14 protein-coding genes are annotated in these 19,343 nt (G+C 42.1%); 9 read left to right on the forward strand and 5 right to left on the reverse strand.

Going from position 1 to position 19,343, the window contains the following annotated elements; translation table 11 throughout:
• Nucleotides 1-453 precede the first annotated feature (453 nt).
• From AB7E53_RS05320 to AB7E53_RS05360, 9 genes are all read left to right on the forward strand, one after another.
• A complete protein-coding gene (locus AB7E53_RS05320) occupies nucleotides 454-891 on the forward strand; it encodes an HU family DNA-binding protein (protein ID WP_446774590.1) in 438 nt (145 codons plus the stop codon).
• 81 nt (nucleotides 892-972) lie between these two features.
• The gene (locus tag AB7E53_RS05325) at nucleotides 973-1,443 is read left to right on the forward strand and encodes a glucosaminidase domain-containing protein (protein WP_446774592.1); all 471 of its coding nucleotides are present in this window, start codon (nucleotides 973-975) and stop codon (nucleotides 1,441-1,443) included.
• Nucleotides 1,444-1,476: 33 nt separating this feature from the next.
• Nucleotides 1,477-1,770: a hypothetical protein gene (locus tag AB7E53_RS05330; protein ID WP_446774594.1), complete on the forward strand. Its 294-nt coding sequence runs from the start codon at nucleotides 1,477-1,479 to the stop codon at nucleotides 1,768-1,770.
• A 489-nt stretch (nucleotides 1,771-2,259) separates the two neighbouring features.
• Entirely contained in the window at nucleotides 2,260-2,844 is a 585-nt protein-coding gene (locus AB7E53_RS05335; RefSeq protein ID WP_446774596.1) for an RNA polymerase sigma-70 factor, read from the forward strand.
• A gap of 82 nt (nucleotides 2,845-2,926) precedes the next feature.
• Entirely contained in the window at nucleotides 2,927-4,057 is a 1,131-nt protein-coding gene (locus AB7E53_RS05340) for a FecR family protein (protein ID WP_446774598.1), read from the forward strand.
• Between the two features lie 37 nt (nucleotides 4,058-4,094).
• Entirely contained in the window at nucleotides 4,095-7,382 is a 3,288-nt protein-coding gene (locus AB7E53_RS05345; RefSeq protein ID WP_446774600.1) for a SusC/RagA family TonB-linked outer membrane protein, read from the forward strand.
• A gap of 11 nt (nucleotides 7,383-7,393) precedes the next feature.
• A complete protein-coding gene (locus AB7E53_RS05350; RefSeq protein ID WP_446774631.1) occupies nucleotides 7,394-9,115 on the forward strand; it encodes a RagB/SusD family nutrient uptake outer membrane protein in 1,722 nt (573 codons plus the stop codon).
• 114 nt (nucleotides 9,116-9,229) lie between these two features.
• Nucleotides 9,230-11,020: a DUF6057 family protein gene (locus AB7E53_RS05355; RefSeq protein ID WP_446774602.1), complete on the forward strand. Its 1,791-nt coding sequence runs from the start codon at nucleotides 9,230-9,232 to the stop codon at nucleotides 11,018-11,020.
• Nucleotides 11,017-12,489, forward strand: coding sequence for a hypothetical protein (locus AB7E53_RS05360; protein ID WP_446774603.1), 1,473 nt, complete (start codon nucleotides 11,017-11,019; stop codon nucleotides 12,487-12,489). The genes AB7E53_RS05355 and AB7E53_RS05360 overlap by 4 nt, the downstream gene beginning before the upstream one ends.
• Before the next feature lie 76 nt (nucleotides 12,490-12,565).
• Here the strand turns inward: AB7E53_RS05360 and AB7E53_RS05365 are convergent, their stop codons facing one another.
• From AB7E53_RS05365 to AB7E53_RS05385, 5 genes are all read right to left on the reverse strand, one after another.
• Complete coding sequence (locus AB7E53_RS05365) at nucleotides 12,566-14,005, reverse strand: glycoside hydrolase family 125 protein (protein WP_446774605.1); 1,440 nt, start codon at nucleotides 14,003-14,005, stop codon at nucleotides 12,566-12,568.
• Nucleotides 14,006-14,051: 46 nt separating this feature from the next.
• Nucleotides 14,052-15,251 (reverse strand): glycoside hydrolase family 76 protein, encoded by a 1,200-nt coding sequence (locus AB7E53_RS05370; RefSeq protein WP_068186976.1) that lies wholly within the window; start codon nucleotides 15,249-15,251, stop codon nucleotides 14,052-14,054.
• A 29-nt stretch (nucleotides 15,252-15,280) separates the two neighbouring features.
• Complete coding sequence (locus AB7E53_RS05375) at nucleotides 15,281-16,414, reverse strand: glycoside hydrolase family 76 protein (protein WP_446770881.1); 1,134 nt, start codon at nucleotides 16,412-16,414, stop codon at nucleotides 15,281-15,283.
• Nucleotides 16,415-16,478: 64 nt separating this feature from the next.
• On the reverse strand, nucleotides 16,479-17,615 hold the full coding sequence (locus AB7E53_RS05380; RefSeq protein WP_068187003.1) for a SusE domain-containing protein: 1,137 nt from the start codon (nucleotides 17,613-17,615) through the stop codon (nucleotides 16,479-16,481).
• An 83-nt stretch (nucleotides 17,616-17,698) separates the two neighbouring features.
• Nucleotides 17,699-19,330, reverse strand: coding sequence for a RagB/SusD family nutrient uptake outer membrane protein (locus AB7E53_RS05385; RefSeq protein WP_446774607.1), 1,632 nt, complete (start codon nucleotides 19,328-19,330; stop codon nucleotides 17,699-17,701).
• Nucleotides 19,331-19,343: the final 13 nt, after the last annotated feature.

Below are 19,343 nucleotides of genomic sequence, written 5' to 3' on the forward strand. Positions count from 1 at the left end.
CAGCTGTTTATTCTGTGCCGAACTGCTCAAAGCGGGCGAATATAATTGCGCCAGCTCGTTCCACCCGTAGGGATGGATGGGTAGGGATTGGTCTTTCATCTGTATATTGATGTATTTGTAGTTATATTATTTTGATTAAAAAGCTTACTTTTCATAGTAAAAGTCAGATTAATAGTGTTTTAAATCTTGTTTTTATTATTAATCAAATATACTACTAACTTTCCATATAACCAAACATTTTTCGCATAAAAATAACTTGTAAGTGTCATAAATTTTACTTATTCGGGAGGTTTTCGTGAAGCTGTTTGTAAGCTATCGGGAAACATCGCGCCTTATCGCGCCCTATCGGGACGTTGGGGGACAAAACGCGCCAAACGGGGGTGGGGTGGTCGTACATTTGCATTGTTACGTAACGAAAACAAGTTTTATAAACCCTTAAAAAACAAAACAAGTATGGCATTATCTTATTCTTTAATCAAGCGCAGAAACATGGAGAAAGACGCTCCTGTAGGTAGTAAACTGGTATACGGATCCACTCGTACCACTTCGAAAATGGACCTGAACAAATTGTGCGACGCAATCGCTGCACACAGTACCGCATCACGCGGCGACGTGATGCTGGTGTTGGAAGGTCTGATCTATATCCTTACCGAGAGGCTGCAGGCCGGAACGGTTGTGAGCATGGGCAATTTTGGAAATTTTCGCATGGAAGCCGGCTCTGTAGGAGCTTTAACGGAAGAGGAGTTTAACACTTCGATGTTCAAAAAACCGCGTATTATCTTCAAGCCGGGTATCCTGTTGCGCGAAGTGACCAACAACGCCAAGTTCGAGAAATTGCCCACGGTTACGGTTACCGTAACGGAGCAGTGCGACAAAGAGCACGTGTATTAATTCTTCATTGCACCCTTGGATGCAGGTTCCAGGGGTGCAATTTTAATTTAACCCTGCAAGTAAATCAAACAAAGGATTTTTATGTTGAAAGAAATATTTGTACAGAGTTATTACCCCCAGGTAAAAGAGGCGGGAGTAAAATATGGCATTAACCCGGTGGTGCTGCTGGCCCAGATCGCCATCGAAACAGGGTGGGGCGAGTCGGTGCTATGTAAGGAGCACTTTAACTTCGGTGGATTGACGGGCTTTGGTAAACCCTCCGAGTTCTGGCCGGGTACCAAGGTGCAGCTTTGCGAAAAGGGACTTACCTACCGGAGCTACCCCGATGCCCGCAACGGTATTCTGGATATGGCCCGCCTGCTGCGCTCATCCTATGCCTCTGCCTGCAACGTAAGCAACGTTCCTGCTGCCTATGCCCAGGAGATAGCCTACAGCCGCTACATCAGCGAGGTAAACGGCGACAACCGCCAAAACTACAAGATGCTGCTGGTAAAGCTCTCGGCCACCATGAGTAAGCTGATAGCACTGCAGTTTCCGGAACATAAAGATTGATTCTCAACACAACCCCTTAAAACAAACAGATAGATGAAACAAGTAAAACAGATCATTGAATTTATTTTGGTAGTGGCAAGCTGCTTTTTTCGGAAAAGGAAACAGCAAAAGGTCCACCCTCACGTTCCTGAAGATCCTTATCCTCCTGGCTCTTGTACTGGAAGAAAAGGAGATTGCCCTGGCTGCACTGGGTGTTATTGTAACCCTCAGTCAGAAGCCACCACCGGATACCCCGGTGTCTCCGAGCAATACGGAGCCGCCAACCTGCTTGGCTGGTGTTTGATAGCAGTTGCCGGAACCAGTTACCTGTATAAGTTGCTGGTTTAGAATCCAACATAGCAGGCTGGGGATTTACGTATATAAAAATGTTCGCGCAACGCGCAAATAGTTTAATAAATGAATTATCCAAATTAAACGGTCTGCTGTGAAACATTGTATAATTAGTTGCGAAAGTAAAAATAACTCTTATATTTGCAATGGGTATTTATCGTGTTTTTAATTAGTTTTTTTGACATATTAAGAGATAAAAGAGAGTTTAAGAAGAGTCCGGCTCGTGAGAGTGGGACTTTTTGTGTTTTAGATAAATAGTTGAACGGTTCAGATACTAAGTTACATTACAATGTTCGCGCAAAGTAACCTGACAAATAAATTATCTTAGCATAAGATTCACATTTGTTAGGTGAATTTTTGTTTTATTTTTTATCTTTGTTGCGTTAACAACTCTCCAGGAGGTGTAGAAAAGTGATGGATTTGCTGTAGTGGTTAGAAGGCAATCTTTAGTATGTAATCAACTGTTTGTTATTTGAATCTAATTCGATGAATTTGATTATTAAGCAATTACAGGATGGAAATGAAAAGGTGTTCGAGCAGATTGTGCGCGAATACTGGCCTCGTATGTTTAAATTTGCCCTGATCTATACGCAAAATAATGAGACATCGCAGGAGCTGGTTCAGGATACTTTCCTGGTATTATGGAACAACCGTGCAATCTTAAAAGATAACACAAATCTGATTACTTACCTGATGGTGGTGCTGCGAAACAAGTGTCTTAATTTACTGGAGCAGGCCCGTATCCGTCAGTTATATATTGAAGAGATAGACGACGAGACAATTTATCAGCGGGCCAATCTGTATGTGTTGCAAGACGAGGCTTCGCAGATTGTAGAATCGGAAGATCTTCATAAAGCCATTGAAAGGGCCTTAAGTAAATTACCGGAGAAAACCCGGGAGATTTTTATGCTGAGCCGCTACGACGGTTTAAAAAATCAACAAATCGCTGAAACAAAAAATATATCCCAGAAAACAGTAGAGTATCACATTTCCAAAGCTTTACAGATTCTAAAAGAGGAACTTCCCCAGGATTACTGGATCTGGATTTTTCTGATTCGATTTATTATTTAAAAAAAAGTGAATTTTTTTAATTTTTTCACTAGGGTAAAACTCAAATAAACTGTTCTTCTGTATAGAGAAATAGAATGTATTGATGGAAGATAAGTTACTCATTCGGTTTTTAGAGCAGAAATGTGAAGTTGATGAGGCCAGATTGGTTTTGCAATGGATTGAACAGTCTGAAGAAAACAAGGCTGCGTTTGTTCGTTTGCAATCTCTTTGGACCGCTATCGAAATGGATAAAGCGACAGAGCTAAATGAAGCCTGCGTACGCTCCATCATGCATCAGGTTAAAGCCCCACGTATCCGCCGGAACTGGTATAGGTCGATCGCAACGATCGCATCGTGTGCAGCAGCTATTCTGCTGTTTGTTTTTATCTATCCCTATTTCACCCACACCCCCCAACAGGATTACGAAGCTCTTTTGCGCTCAAAACCCAATAGTAAGGATGTAGTGCTTTTACATGGTTCCGATAACAGTATCGAGCTTGAATCGGATTCTGTAAAAGTGTCTTATCTTAATGCAAAATCGATTGTTGTGAATGGCAACATGAAGATTAATAAAGAGCCTAAAGCGCAACCTAATATGCTTTATGTGCCGAAAGGAAAACGTTCTGTCCTTACGTTGGCAGATGGTTCGGTTGTCTATCTGAATTCGGGCTCTACGATTATTTATCCGTCGGATTTTGAAGGTGATGTTCGTGAAGTATACCTTGAAGGTGAAGGGTATTTTGCCGTAAAGAAGAGTGCGGGAAAGAAATTTATAGTAAAAACACGGATTCGTTCCATTGAAGTTTTGGGTACGGAGTTTAATGTGTTTGTAGATAATGAAAGCGAAATATTTGAAACCGTTCTGGTAAATGGTTCTATTTCTCTTAATACCAAAGAGAAACACCTTGTTTTAAAGCCCAATGAGTGTTATAGGGTGAATGAAAAGGAACAAGAGGAGCAGCTTAAAACGGTAGACGTAAGGGATTATACTTCCTGGAAAGACAATCGATTGTATTTCAATAAAGAAAAAATGGAGTTTGTAATTAAAAAATTAGAAAATGTATATGATATAAAAATAACAGTAAAAAATACAAAGTATTTGAATTATGTGATTTCGGGTAACTTAAATTTAAAAAATTCACCAGAAGAAACGCTAGACGTTGTTATGTCTTTAGTTATACCTGATTACAAACCGAATAAACATAAATTATATTCAATATCAGTAAATAGATAAACCTATATTCAGTTTAATTTAATTTAATCCATTCATTATGTTTAAAAACTTAAATCTACTTTTAGTAGGAATGAAAAGTCGCACCTCACACCTGCATTATCCTTTGGATGCCAGTAGGGTAAAGTGGAGGAAATGTATTGCGTTGTGTTTGTTAGCTATATGCACAATGCCTGTATTTGCCAATGTTTTAGAAACACAAGTAACAATTTCGGTTACTAATGCTTCTCTTTATGAGGCATTCGAGCAGTTGAGGAATAAGTACGGAGTAAGCATTATTTATTCGAACAATGTATTGAATGATCAACAGAAAGTGACCGTAAATACAGGTACTGTTTCGTTGAATGAAGCTTTGAATCTTTTGCTTGCCGGTCAGAAATGCTCTTATAGGATTGAAAACTCACAAGTAATTCTTATTCCAGCCGAACCGAATACAACGGTTGCCCATGTAAGTCAGGTTACTCAGCAGAAAGCTTCCGTAAAAGGTCAGGTTAAGGATGCCAACGGTGAAGCGCTGGTTGGTGTGAATGTTACGGTAAAAGGATCTCAAACCGGTACGGTGACCGACCTGGATGGTAATTTTGTATTGCCAAACACAGGAACCGATGCTACGTTGATTTTTTCTTATATCGGTTTCCAGCGTAAAGAGGTGAGACTGGATGGAAAAAGTACGATTGCTGTTACGATGGTTGATGATGCCAAAGCTTTAAGCGAAGTGGTTGTTATCGGTTATGGTACAATGGAAAAGAAACAGGTAACCAGCTCGGTAACCTCTTTGTCTGCCGGCGATTTGATGGTGGGTACCGGCGGATCTTCTATTGCTACTGCCATGCAGGGAAAAATCGGTGGTTTGATTATCTCTGGTACAGGTAGCCCGAACTCTTCCAATACTTTCCAGCTGCGTGGTATGACATCTATCAATGCGGGTAAATCTCCGCTTATTGTAATTGATGGATTCCCCGGAGGTGATATCCGTTCGTTGGTTCAGGAAGATATCTTGTCTATCGACGTGTTGAAAGATGCTTCTGCCGGTGCTATCTACGGTACAAGAGCTGCTTCGGGTGTAATTCTTATTACAACGAAGAACGGAACCAACACCAATGGAAAGGTGAAGTTAAGTTACAATACTGAATTGTCTAAGAAGCAGGATTATGGAAAGTTGGAAATGTTATCTGCCGAAGAATATGTTTCTTACAACAGAGGTACCAATTATGGTACGTCGACTGATTGGTACGATGAGATGATCAACCATGAAAACTTTTCTCAGAAGCACCATGTAATTCTGGAAGCAGGAACCGAAAAGGCTCAGATTTATACATCATTCACCTTCGACAATAATGAAGGTATTGCCATTGAAGATGCCCGTAAGGACTATGCTGGTAGAATAAACGCAAGTTTCAAACTGTTGGATGATTGGGTGGAGATTAAAACAAACACCTATTACCGTCAGGCTGCCAGAAATAACAACCGCCCTAATTTCCAGCAGGCTTTGCGTAATAACCCTACACGTTCTCCGTACGATGCAACGTCTACTTCGGGGTATAATGTATGGACTAACGAGTCACACGACTACAACACGGTTGCCGATTCAAGATTGAACGACTATTACGGATTGGATAAATGGTTCCAGCCAGAAGCTACTTTGAAGGTGAATATCAAACCGGTACCGGGACTTTCTGTTCAACAGGTAGTGGGTTACGAAAACCGTCAATGGGAAAACCATGTGTATCGTTCTAAATATCACAGAGATGAGGTTTCTAACTCAAGAAAGGGTTACGCTTACCTAGGCTTCAGTAAGACTGAAAATATTACTTCGGAAGGATATGCCAGTTATATAAATGAATTTAACGATCATACGTTTAATGTTGCAGCCGGTTATTCTTATTTTGAAAATAACGGCGAATCATTCAACATGTCTAACTATAATTTCACAAATGATTTGATCAAGTACTGGAATATAGGTGAAGGGTCTTATTTATCGGATGGTAAAGCTGGCATGTCGTCAAGCAAGAATATCACAGAACGTCTGTTCTCGTTATTTGCCCGTGTAAACTATTCGTATAAGGATCGTTATATGTTGTCTGGAAGTATCAGACGTGAAGGTTCTTCAAAATTTGCTGAAAATAAACGTTGGGCTAATTTCTGGGCTTTGTCCGGTGGCTGGCGTATCTCTAACGAAGCATTTATGGAGAATGTGACTTGGGTGGATGATCTTAAAATTCGTTTGGGTTACGGTGTGACTGGTAACAACGACTTTAGCTCTACTTACATGGCTAACATGCTGGGTTCGGATACCTACTGGATGTTGCCTGACGGAACCTGGGCTTATTCCTATGGTAAATCTCAGAATGTGAATCCTAATTTGGGTTGGGAAGAGAAGAAAGAGTGGAACTTAGGTTTGGACTACTCGCTATTCAAGAACAGATTGTATGGAAAGATTGATGTGTATCGCCGCAAGGTGGATGGAATGATATATAGTGTGAAGGTTCCACAACCTCCGTTTACGCAAGGTTCACAGTACCAGAATATTGGTAATATGGAGAATAAGGGATGGGAGTTGGAAATTGGTGGAGATATTGTACGCACCAAAGACTGGACCTATACTTCAAGCATCAACCTGAGTCATAATAAGACAAAGATTCTTTCGTTGTGGGGAGATAATACATACTACACTGCAGCAGGCTTCCCTGCTCCGGGATCGCCGGGTGATGCCCTTCGTATTGAAGAGGGAACTACGATCGGTGACTTCTATATCTGGAAATTCGCAGGATTTGATGAAACTGGAAATTTCTTGTTGTATAACAAGGATGGCGAAGTGATTCCAGCAAAAGAAAAGACGCAGTCCGACAAACAATATGTGGGTAATTATATGCCTAAATTGATTGCTTCGTGGAACCATACCGTGAAATACAAAAACTGGGATTTGGGTATTAACCTGAGAAGCTGGATCGATTACGACATCTATAATACCATCAATATGTATTTTGGTATCAAGAATGTTGACGACCTGAATGTGTTGAAAGCGGCTTATGGCAAATTTGACCATATCACCGGCGAAAAACAATTGTGTGACTATTATCTTGAAGATGGTACGTTCCTTAAGATCGATGCAATCACGCTTGGTTATGAAGTGCCTATCAAGAAGTATACTAAATTAATTGACCGTCTTCGTGTTTATGGAACAGTTGGAAATGTAGCTACAATAACCGGTTACAGCGGGATGAATCCGGAAGTAAACATCACCGGATGGGAAGGTGGTATCGAATGGTTCGATGGCATTTATCCACAAGTACGTACATATACAATAGGTCTTCAATTAAATTTCTAAACTCTATTATGATGAAAAAGATTAAATGTTTAAAAAATATTCTACCTTGGTGCCTTTCATTTTTATTATTCTGTTCGGCATGTAGTGTGGAACCGGATTTTTATTCGCAGGTAGTTCCAGAGACATTCTATGATTCTCAGGATAACGTATGGCAAAGATTCAACCGTCCGTTTACACACTGGCGTTGGTATTTGGGACAGAGTGAATCACGTTGGTTTTTACAGGAGTTGGGAACAGACGAGTTTTGTTTGCCTACAAGGGGTAGCGACTGGTATAACGGCGGTGCTTATCAGCTGTTTCATCATCATGAATACTATGATCAGATGAACAGCATCTCGAACGGTTGGACCAACTATGCCATGGGGGTAGCTTTGGCTTGGGATGCGATTGAGGATCTTGATAAAATTGACTTCGATAAGTTGGGCTTTGCTGCCGGTACGAAAGAGTCTATGCTTAAACAGCAACAGGCATTGGTGGCATCGTTCTATCTGGACGGGCTGGATTTCTTTGGTGGTGTACCTTTGTATACAACTACTCAATCGGAAGTAAAAGGCCGTTCTACGGATGTTGAGACATTCAACTTTATTGATTCGTTGTTGACAGAAGCTATTCCTTCTTTGCCTTTGAAGGAAAATCTGGGCGGTTTCGAAAATGGAAGTATCAACAGAGCTGCAGGTGCAGCCTTGAAAGCTCGTCTTTATTTCAATGCAAAGTCTTACATCGGAAAAGAAATGTTTACCGAGGCTGCGGCTATTTGTCAGGATATAATTGATGGAAAGTATGGTAAATATGCGTTGGAATCGGATTGGACCAAAATATTCGGTTTCAATAATGAGAATTCTACCGAGATAATCTGGTCGGTTCCCAGTCAGAATGCCAAACTGCAGACAGATGGTATGTATTGGAGTTACATGGTTCCTTATAACTACAAGAACTATCTGGGTGGATTGGAAAGTTCCGGTTCGAACAATGGTATATGTCTGGTTCCAAGCTTGGACCCGACGGGTAAACGTTATACATATAAATTAGGTGGAGCGTATGCTAAATTTGCAGATACGGATGTGCGTAAACAACCTTATGTGTACGAAGGAAACGGTAAATACCGTGGTATGTTTATTGTAGGGGAGTTGATCAATCCGCTTAATCCGGAATGGAAATGTTTGGGTAACCGCGAATATAAAGGAAAGGTTATTGTAGAAAGAGATCAGATTTCTTATTTTGCAAAACTGGGAACAGCTGCTTATCCTACGTTGGAGTCTTTGCCTTCTACAATCGCAACAGCCGAAGAGTCTTCGGGTGTACGTGTAGTGAAACGTAGTCCGCGTCCGAATCAAAGTGATGTGCTTAAAATGTATGATCCGGATATACCCGTAATTCGTTTGGCTGAAATATATTATATGTTGGCCGAGTGTAAAATGCGTGCAGGCGATAAGCAGGGTGCTGCTGATATTATTAATAATATCCGTAAACGTTACTTCGTAGGTGGCGAAGATCCCAATCCTGTAACTGCAGCAAATCTGGACAAATACAGAATGTTGGACGAATGGCAACAGGAGTTCCTGGCTGAAGGTCGCAGAAGAACTGACTTAATTCGTTGGGATGCTTACGTAACCGAAGATTGGTGGGATCACAAGGCTACAAATAATGCTAATTTTAATCGTTTCCCTATTCACTCCAGTATCATTGGAGCTAATAATTTATTGATTCAAAATCCGGGATACGATAACAATTGATCTGTTTTTTACAACAACAGAAAGAGGATGGAGGCGATCTCCATCCTCTCTTCTCATTTAATAAATCTGATACTGGCATTGAAGTTAAACTAATTTGCATTTAAAACAATCATTATGCTATCAAAGCAGTGGAAAATAGGTGCGTTCTGGGGACTTACATTTTTACTTGTTTGTTTTTTTCTCCAGTCGTTTGCGATCTATTTGTTTGAAAGACAGGAGGAGGCTCAGCTATTTATACCCAAATGGTATTTTATGAAAGAAATACTTTGCTCACCGGGTGGTTTTAGTAATCTTACTGCACTTTTTCTGGTTCAATTCTATCAAAATTCTTTGTTTGCCTCTCTTTTAATAAGTTCTCTCTTAACCGGGATCGGATATTTATTTTACCGGATATTACAAACCATAGCACAAAGAGGTTATCATTTACTTTTTGCATTAATACCGGTATGCGGACTAATTAAAATGCATATAAGATTTAATTATGTGCTGGATGGAACAATTTGTTTGTTTCTGATGATGGTCTGCTGGTTTGTCTTTGTGCAGATCCGGAAAAAATCGGGGTTGCTGATTTACAGTATTATCAGTACCATAGTCCTTTACTTGTTGGCCGGCCAGATTGTTATTCTTTATGCATTCCTGATGTTTTTATCTGTCTTTGTTTTTAGCATTCATAAATGGCCTTATTTATTAGTGCCGATTGCTATCGCTGTTGTTCTAACTTTTCTGGATATCTATTATTGGCATGCTATCCCTGTTACGGAGGGTATTTATAGCGAAGCCTATCACGAAACGCAGTTGCTTCCGGAATCCTATATGTATTATGTATGGTTGCGCTTTGTCCTTGCCCTGGCTTGTATCGTAGTATCCGGCTACGTTATGAAGCGGATCAAATGGGAAAAGAGACGTACGAAGGTGCTTGTTACAAGTGCCGTTACATTTTTGGTTGTTTATATTGCCGGATATTGTTTGCCGGACCAGTTCGATGTGCAAAACAGGATGGCCGACAAGCTTTTGTCTTTGAAGCAGAAGAAAGACTGGAACGCCATTATCGAGATGCATCAAGGTAAAAGTGTCAATAATTATATCAGTCTGAACTTTCTGAATATGGCGTTGGCCGAAAAGGGAGTGCTGGGTGACAGACTATTCTTTTTTGATCAGAAGAGTTCGCAAGGCTTGATAGCCGATTGGAACCGTACATTTTATATGAGTGAAATGCTAAGTGATATCCATTATATGTTGGGTGATCTGAGCCTTTCGGAAGGGTATGCGATGGAGGGTTTCTCTTTGGCAAAAAGAAAGGGAAGTCCGCGCATGATGCAACGGCTGGTTCAGATAAACCTACAGAAGGGTGAAACCAGACTGGCCGAAAAATATTTGAATAGGTTGGCCGATATGCCCTTTTATAAGGCATGGGCCATGAAATACAAGGGATATCTGGATCATCCGGAGTCTATGAAAGGGGATAAGGATTTCCCTTCATCAAAAATATATAGTTCAAAAACACCGGGTTTGCTTTGTTTGATTACACAAGATTCGATTTGGAAAAGCTCGGTTAATGATTCTATAACCAACCAAAAAGCCTTCGAATACCTGGGTTGTTCTTATCTGCTGGATAAGAGAATGGATGATTTTTATACCCTGATCGATGCAATAACACAAGGTTCTCACTATCTGCCTTTGCCGGATCATTTCCAGGAGGCTGTTTTGTTGCTTGGGCAAAAGCATCCTGATTTGCTGCAAAAGGTGGAGATTAAACCTCAAATTGTCCAGCGGTTCAACCAATTTAATGAACACAATGAAATGGTCCAAAACGATGATAACAAACTGTTTGCATTGTTTCAAATGTACGGAAATACGTTTTGGTTCTATTATTATCATAAGCACCTAAAAAATGAAGTTTTATGATCAAGATATATTTACTTCTATCTATTTGTATCGGTCTTTTAGCGGGATGTACTCAAAGTCTGCCGGATGCCAGGAAAGCCAACGAAGAGATTGGGATTTTTCCTGATTATAAGCAGGTGACTATCCCACCCAATATGGCTCCAATGAACTTTAAGCTAACGGAGTATGCTGAAGCTATAGCGGTTTTATCGGGTGGCGGATATAGTTTCCGCACGGATACAAAGGATGGTAAATTTTGTTTTTCGGAACGAAAATGGAAGCAATTGATTGAGAACTTGAACGGAGATTCTGTTCTGGTTACTGTTTATGCAAAAAAGGGTGCGGAGTGGTTCTGTTTTAACCCTTTCGCAATGTATGTGGCAAAAGAGATGATGGATTCCCATTTGGTTTATCGCCGGATTGCTCCTGTATACCGGATGTGGAATGAGATGGGTATTTACCAGCGTTGTCTGGAGAACTTCACTGAAAAGGATCTCATAACCAATAAACAAACCCATAATAACTGCATGAACTGCCATTCTTTTTGTATGCAGGATCCGAAGAAGATGCTGTTTCATCAACGCTCTATCCATGCGGGGACCTACCTTATAGTGGATGGTAAAATCGAAAAACTGAATACAAAGACTAAAGAGACGATTTCTCCGTTGGTTTATCCGTCGTGGCATCCTTCGGGTAAGCTGGTCGCTTTTTCGACCAACGAAACGAAGCAGGACTTCCATTATTCCGATCCCAACCGGGTGGAGGTTTTCGATCATGCCTCGGACATTGTGTTATACGATGTAGAGAAACATCAGATATTTACTGACAGCCGACTCCGTTCCAAAGATAATCTGGAGACTTTCCCAACCTTCTCGCCCGATGGCAAGAGGCTTTATTTCTGTTCGGCTTCGATGAAACAGATGCCTGAAGGTTTTAAGAATATCAGGTACAACCTGCTTTCGGTCTCCTTTGATGAAAATACTGGCAGGTTTGGAGCTAAGATAGATACGCTGTTTTCGGCAGAGAAAGAGGGGCGGAGTGCCAAATTTCCCCGGATTTCTCCGGATGGCAAGTTCCTGCTGTTCACGGTATCTGATTATGGTAATTTTTCTATCTGGCATAAGGATGCCGATCTGCGGATGGTGGATCTTGCAACACAGGCTGTGGATTCGTTGCGTAATGTAAATAGCGACGATGTGGATAGCTACCATTCCTGGAGCAGCAACAGCCGGTGGTTTGTATTTAGCAGCCGCCGAATGGATGGTCTCTATACGCGTCCATATATCTGCCACGTGGATGAATCCGGAAAAACGGGCAAGCCTTTTCTATTGCCTCAGGAGGACCCGGATTATTACGATCGTTCATTATTCTCATTCAATATACCGGAGTTTGTAAAGGGTGAAGTGGAAATCAACAAAAATGAGTTGTTGCACATCACCAAACACGACAAAGGGATCAATGTAAGTTTTAAGTCGGACGCCAAGAACTGACAATGGTTTTCTAAAAAGAAGGAGCAAGCAAGATGCCTTTGATCTTGTTTGCTCCTATTGTTTTATTGCAGTAGTTTTACGATACTTTGATTGCATCCAGTTTACCTTCGTTTACCAGGCGGTAGATCAGTTCGCCAAACAGCGTATTCGCCCAGGCAAACCACGAACGGGTAAAGTCGGCCGCGTTGTCTTTATGGAATGTTTCGTGCATAAAGCCTGTGTTGCCATCTGTATCGCGAAGCATCTGAACACACTTTCTGATCTCTGCCATATCGGTGGTTGTGTTTGCACGCATTACAATACTCATCGGCCATACATAGTCGAAACCAACATGCGGACCACCGATTCCTTCGCCTGCTTTTCCTTTAAAGAAATAGGGGTTGGCATCGCTCAGAATCATTTTTCGTGTGTTCTGGTAGATGGGGTCGTTTAATTCCACGCAGCCCAGATAGGGGAGGGCCAGCAAGCTTGGAACATTGGCATCGTCCATAAATACACGGCTGCCGAAGCCGTCTACTTCAAAGGCATATACTTTGCCGAATTCAGGATGCTCGCAGATACCGTATTTCTTTACAGCTGCCTCTACTTCGTTGGCTAAGGCTTCGCATTTTCCGGCAAATGAACCGTTGTTGCGTACCTTCCGCATGATCTCTGCTACTTGTCTTAGCGAAGTAACGGCAAACAGATTGGAAGGAATCAGGAAGCCAAACAGGGAGGCATCGTCTGATGGACGGAAAGAGGATACGATCAATCCAACCGGCTTAACCGGACTTCCGTATCCGAAATTAAGGAGCGTGTCGCCCTGACGGTCGGTTACGCGCGTAAATTTATAGGGACCCAGATTGTCTTTGCGTTGCTGCTCTACAAATGTTTTATAGACGGTTTCCATTGCTTTTTCCCATTCGGCATCGAAAACACTGGTATCGTTTGTATTTTTCCAGTAGTTGTAAGCAAGTCTGATGGGATAACAAAGAGAGTCGATTTCCCATTTGCGTTCGTGCAACTCTTTCTTCATATCGGTCTTATCGCTTTCCCATTCGCTGCCGGTGGGACCTTCGTTGAAGCCGTTGGCATACGGATCGATCAGAATACATTTAGTCTGACGATAGATCACCCCTGCCAGCATCGTTTGCAAAGCCTTATCCTTTTTTGCGAAGGTGATATAAGGGAAAACCTGTGCAGAAGAGTCACGCAGCCACATGGCGTGAATATCTCCGGTGATAACAAACGTATCGGGTTTGCCGTTTACCATTTTATGTTCGCAGGTTGTATCTAACGTGTTAGGGAAACAGTTTTCAAACATCCATGCCAATTTCGGATCTTTAATCTGCTTTTTTGTAGCGGCAATGGCCTCTTCGACTGCTTTGGATGTAAAATTACGGGCACCCGGAAGCGGACGTTTGCAAACATAAGGTGTTGTTTCCGGCATACCAGGTACAGCAAAGGAATGTTGGCCTACTAACAAACCGGCTACCGAAAAAGCACCGGCTTTGATGAAATTTCTTCTGGAAGTCATCTTATCTTATTATTAGAATTGAAAAATATGGTTATTCTCTGCAAAGTTATAATTTTACAGATGGAAGTTCGCTCATTTCCGAGAATAGTTCGAGCATACAAGCGTTATCCAGCAGCCATTTATATTTTTTAGTTTTTTGTCCGGACCAGTCGTGACCGAGTAATCCGTTCTCGTCGCGGGTATTTGCCCACGCATAACGGGCATTTTCTGCCATGGTGTTTACATAAAGCGCGTTACCGTCTACTTCGTACAAAGCTTTAAGTCCGCGGAACATGATTACGTTAAACCACGGTGAACTTGTGTAGAAAAGGACCTCTTTTCCATCCGAAAGCCGGTGTCTGGATGTAAAATGTTCGAAAGATCCCTTTGCCGTACGTTGCGCATCCTGCAGATAAGTTTCATCTCCGGTTTCTTTGTATAAAAGAACACCGGCCTGAATCATTTGTCCGCTGTTATAGGTATACTTCTGAGTAGCCACTTTACCGTCCAGAGCGATGTTATCCCAATATACATAATCGGTTGTATCGCACAGATGTTGCTTGGTCCACGCATAGGTTTTTTTAGCCCAATCCAGGTATTCGGCTTTATTCGTGAGTTTGTAAAGTTTCATGCAAAGCACTGTAGCCGGAGCGTTGGAGCAGGTGTTTTTTGAAACACGCTGTTGCTCGCACCAGAAAATACCTCCACCCAGTTCGTCCGACCATCCGCTGTAGATATACTTGTGCAGGGCCTCTGCCTTTTCAAGATAGGCGGGTTCTTTTGTCAGTTCGTAGTAATCGCAGAAATCAATGGCGATCCAATCGTTATCGTCGTAGAAGCGGTCGCTTTTACCATTGAACATGGGGTACGACTGGTAGCAGAACGGTTCGCGGATGTTATCCCAATATTGTTCCAGTCCGGGTAGAATCTGTTTTTCAAGTATTTCCTTATACTTCTGATTTCCCGTTGTCTTATAAAGAGAAACACATCCTGACAGCATACCCGAGTAGGGCCATAGAAAAGAGACTTCCTGACCTTTCTTTTGTTCGCTTCCTTCGGCCAGATAAGTAACCTGGTTGTCTGGATTTACGGGGTAGGTTTCCGACAATAATCCGTGTTTTTCTACATTGTAAAGAGATAGGATGTTGGTAAGCAGCGAATCGGCTACGGAAAGATCGCTGGTTTTGTCGGATGTCTTCCGTGTAGCACACCCTCCTATCAAAAAGGGTAGGCAAAGAAATGCAAGACTAAGTACTTTAACTTTCATAATCACTCTGTTCTAAAGATTTAACACAACTATTTAATTACTGATTTTTCTTTTAAAAGTGCCATTGATTCCATCAGCATACAGCCACTTAGTTGTTCTGTAAGTCCGGTTTGTGCATTGGGTTTTGTTTTCCAATACGGACCAAACAGCACACCGGTTTTGTTCGTACCTTCATTCCACAATGTTTTTGCATTGTGCTCCATAAATCGTACATACCGGTTGCGCGTTCCGTCTTCCAGTCCCGGACAAAGAATGAGCTGTGTAAAATACCTGACAAAGATTCCTTTAAACAGGCCACCGTCGCCTGAGCCTTCACTTTGTAAAATACGGTCGTTGCTGTTTACATTGCTGTTAAGGGCATAGTCGGCTGCCTTGATGGCATCATTCAAATAGACCTTTTCGCCAGTGATGTTGTATAATTCGAGGGCTGCACCTAAGAATGTTCCCTGGTTGTAGGTAAACTTCCAGTTGTCTTTTGCACCGTTGTTTTCACGGTTTATACCATCGTACACAAATCCGGTACCAGCTTCAAATAAATGTTCTTTCATCCATGCGTAAATTTTCTTCGACCATTCCAGGTCGCTTGCGCCGTTAAACTGCTTATATAAACGGGCGGCTAAAATACAGGCGGGAGCATTGGCGGGGGTGTTCTTGTAATAAAGCTGATCTTTTTTCCAGGCAATTCCTCCATTCATGGTAGAATTCCATCCGGTCTGGATATTGCTCCAGACATCTAAAGCAGCGGTTTTGAATTTTTCATCTTTAGTGGCATTGTAAGCACGTAACATGGCCAGTGCGTTCCACTCCATATCATCGTAGAAATTGTTATAAAAGGTATTGCCGTTTTTAATTTTGACACCTGTAAACCATTGGTCTATCTCGTTTTTATAAACAGCATTCCCCGTTCGCGAATAAGCATCTACCAGCACATCGAGTCCGTGAGCCTGCGGCCAGTAATGAAAGTCTGTGTTGCCGCTGTTATTATAGTTGAAGTAAGAACCACCCGAATTCCAGAAGCCATTGGCCAGAGACTGACTGCTGCTGTCTGCTGCTGCAGTCCAGTTTACAGCCACATCGTTCGGATCGTTCAAGGGTATATCATTTATTTTTCCACAAGAGGAAAGCAAAAGGATGGATAATGAATAGAATAGAATATTTTTCATGTGTATATATTTTTTAGGATGATAAGTCCGCCCGGAATGGTTTTTCCGGGCGGCTTGTTTACTGTTATTGATCACCTACTTTTTTAATGATGTGAGTATAACTGTTGTCTGCCTGGAAAACAACGCTGACATCACTCAGGCTGTTGTCAATTTCGCCGGCAAACTTGAAGCAGTTATTCCATTGATCACCCGAAACCGGTACCATGTACCAGAATGATTCGGGCGTTGAGTTGTTAGGACGAGAATTATCTCCGTTAACACTTCCGAACCATTCAAATTCAGTACCTTCTTTTACAGTCATACGGAATTTATAACGTTCGTCGCGTCCCCATCCTTCTTGCTTGAATGTAATAGGCTGACTAGCTGCTTTCCAAACACCCTGACCAACATAAGGCAGTTCAAACAGGTATGAGTTTGTAGGAGCAAAGAAGATTTCCATCTTGCTGATTTCGGTATAAACAACCGCTCCGGTAGTGAAGTCCAGATTGATACGGTACACACCTGTTTTGGCCACTGTACTTTCTCCGTTTTCTTTTAATACCTCGCCATCAGCGAAATAGGTCTTGGCAGCTGCATTGGTACCATCGGCAAAATGATATTTCTTTCCGGCAGTAAGCTTGGTGTAAATTTCGAATTCTCCGTTGGCTACAGCCTTGAATTTAATGGCTTTCGATAAATCAGCACCGCCTTCAGAACCTTCACCGGTAACATATACATCGGTTGGAACCTCTGCAAAACCAGCCAGACGTGTAATAGTCATGGTTCTTACCTCTTCGGCTTTTACTTCATTCACCCCTTTGGACGAAAATACGGTCCAGATGATATTACCTGTTTCCGAAGAGTTCAATCCAGCCAGCGCACCGATCTTATTCAATGTTTTGTGAGTAACAGTGGCATAATTGTAAGTACCATTGTTGTCTGATGTAAGTTTGTAGATAGGTTTAGAGAAGTCGCCACCCTCTACGTCGAATGCTACTTCGTACATCACCAGACCACCGTCTTCTGCTTTGGCCTGTTCCCATTCGAACAAAATATTGGCAGACGCAGAGCTTTCCAGTTTAACAGCCTTGTTATTGTCCGGAGCATACAGCGTTTTTACGGTTGTCACCTTTAGATGTTCCAATGTGTCGTCGTTTACACAAGACATCAATGCAAAAAGAAAAGAGAGAAATATGGTCGATTTAACTACTAATGTTTTCATAATTTTGTCTTTTTGAAAATTAACTGCTTTTGATTTATGCAATTTCATACAAATACTATTTCATTTACGTATCACGATACGAATCAATAACCCGGATTTTGTCCTAAGTTAGGATTCAAGTCCTTTTGAGACAATGGAACAGCCCATAAGTAATCTCGTTCCGGATTGAATGAACGTTTCTCCAACCGGATGTAGCCGTTGTCGATACTTGCCTCGCCGAAACGTGCACCGTGAGGATAGGTATTCAATACCGTTTCTGCAGTCTTCCAACGGCGGATATCAAAGATACGCAACCCTTCCAAAGCCAGTTCCACTCTGCGTTCGCGGCGGATAATGGTTTGCATGTTTCCTTCGGTTGGATAATTCAAGGCAGGAGCGTCGGTAAATCCGGCGCGAAGACGAAGCGGACGGATGGTTTTATTCCAAACAGCTTCATCCATCTTTCCAAGCTCATTCATTGCTTCGGCATACATTAACAGTACATCCGCATAACGAATCAAGATAAGATTCAAGCCTGATTTCATCCCGATCTCCGACGTAGGATCGTAGTTCTTTTTCAAATAATAGCCGGTTGAGGTTGAGTTCGATCCTGCACCGATATATTCGTCCACTTTACCATAGGTATTGTCGCTGGGGGTAGAACCCGGTTTGATATAGATGGTCTGAACAGTTCCGTCCGGTCTTGTCCACTTGGCACCGTGGTAAACAATGGTTGCATCCAGACGTGGGTCGCGGTTCTTGTAGGGATTGTTTTCATCGTAGTTTGATCCCGATTCATGTATCGCTTTACCATTCAGCATAATATAGTCATCCACCAATTCCTGTGTGGGAGCTTTGGCGTTGATACGGGCTCCGGCAGACAGAGGCGCCATGTCGTACATTTCCTCCCAAACTCGCAGAGAAGGAACATACTGATAGTCCAGTATCACTTCGCTGTTGTATTCGTTCTCCGGTTTAAAGATACCAGCGTAGGAGGGGAACAGTGCGTAAGTTCCATTGGCCGTATTACCAATTAATTTTTCGCATGTTGCGGCTACGTTTGCCCAATCGTTCTGATATAAATAAGCTCTGGCCTTAAGAGCGATGGCTGCCCCTTTGGTGATTCGTCCACGGTCGGCTTCGGCATAAGCTGTATTTACTGGAAGAATTTCGGTTACCTCGTCCAGTTCGCTGTAGATAAATGCAAGTACGTCTGCCTTCGGACTACGGGCGATGGTTTTAGACTCCGACAAGGAGATGTCTTTATCAAACAAAGGAACATCTCCATACCAGGTGGTAAGCTGCAGATAAAGCCATGCGCGTATGAAACGAGCCTCCGCTTTCATGCGGTTACGCAGGGTTTCATTCATGTTGGGCACTTTATCCACATTTTCAAGAAATACGTTACAGGTTTTAATACCTGCATACGAATTCTTCCATTCGTCGGAAAATCTTGAGTTGGAAGCATCGGCCTGACCGGAAGAGATCATCTTTTCACTGCTGTTGCCTCGGCCTTCGTACATATTGTCCGATAAGGTCTCGTTACTGAAATACCGTCCGCTGCTGCTAAGCTGACTGTAGGCGGTATTTAGTACCATGGATGCTTTTTCGGGTGAAGTCCAGTAATTAGCCTCTGTAAATTTATCGGTGGGAGCCAGATCCAGATCCTGACAACCCGATAAGGTAGCCAGACATGCCATTGCAACCACGCTATATTTTAAGAAATTCAGTTTCATATCTGTATCTTTT

The organism is Macellibacteroides sp. (assembly GCF_050251695.1).
In the GTDB taxonomy this organism is placed as follows: Bacteria; Bacteroidota; Bacteroidia; order Bacteroidales; family Tannerellaceae; genus Macellibacteroides; species Macellibacteroides fermentans.

What these genes read in the sequence shown, in the direction of transcription:
- AB7E53_RS05320 (WP_446774590.1), top strand. Translation starts at nt 454, where the DNA reads ATGGCATTATCTTATTCTTTAATCAAGCGCAGAAACATGGAGAAAGAC.
- AB7E53_RS05325 (WP_446774592.1), top strand. Translation starts at nt 973, where the DNA reads ATGTTGAAAGAAATATTTGTACAGAGTTATTACCCCCAGGTAAAAGAG.
- AB7E53_RS05330 (WP_446774594.1), top strand. Translation starts at nt 1,477, where the DNA reads ATGAAACAAGTAAAACAGATCATTGAATTTATTTTGGTAGTGGCAAGC.
- AB7E53_RS05335 (WP_446774596.1), top strand. Translation starts at nt 2,260, where the DNA reads ATGAATTTGATTATTAAGCAATTACAGGATGGAAATGAAAAGGTGTTC.
- AB7E53_RS05340 (WP_446774598.1), top strand. Translation starts at nt 2,927, where the DNA reads ATGGAAGATAAGTTACTCATTCGGTTTTTAGAGCAGAAATGTGAAGTT.
- AB7E53_RS05345 (WP_446774600.1), top strand. Translation starts at nt 4,095, where the DNA reads ATGTTTAAAAACTTAAATCTACTTTTAGTAGGAATGAAAAGTCGCACC.
- AB7E53_RS05350 (WP_446774631.1), top strand. Translation starts at nt 7,394, where the DNA reads ATGAAAAAGATTAAATGTTTAAAAAATATTCTACCTTGGTGCCTTTCA.
- AB7E53_RS05355 (WP_446774602.1), top strand. Translation starts at nt 9,230, where the DNA reads ATGCTATCAAAGCAGTGGAAAATAGGTGCGTTCTGGGGACTTACATTT.
- AB7E53_RS05360 (WP_446774603.1), top strand. Translation starts at nt 11,017, where the DNA reads ATGATCAAGATATATTTACTTCTATCTATTTGTATCGGTCTTTTAGCG.
- AB7E53_RS05365 (WP_446774605.1), bottom strand. Translation starts at nt 14,005, where the DNA reads ATGACTTCCAGAAGAAATTTCATCAAAGCCGGTGCTTTTTCGGTAGCC.
- AB7E53_RS05370 (WP_068186976.1), bottom strand. Translation starts at nt 15,251, where the DNA reads ATGAAAGTTAAAGTACTTAGTCTTGCATTTCTTTGCCTACCCTTTTTG.
- AB7E53_RS05375 (WP_446770881.1), bottom strand. Translation starts at nt 16,414, where the DNA reads ATGAAAAATATTCTATTCTATTCATTATCCATCCTTTTGCTTTCCTCT.
- AB7E53_RS05380 (WP_068187003.1), bottom strand. Translation starts at nt 17,615, where the DNA reads ATGAAAACATTAGTAGTTAAATCGACCATATTTCTCTCTTTTCTTTTT.
- AB7E53_RS05385 (WP_446774607.1), bottom strand. Translation starts at nt 19,330, where the DNA reads ATGAAACTGAATTTCTTAAAATATAGCGTGGTTGCAATGGCATGTCTG.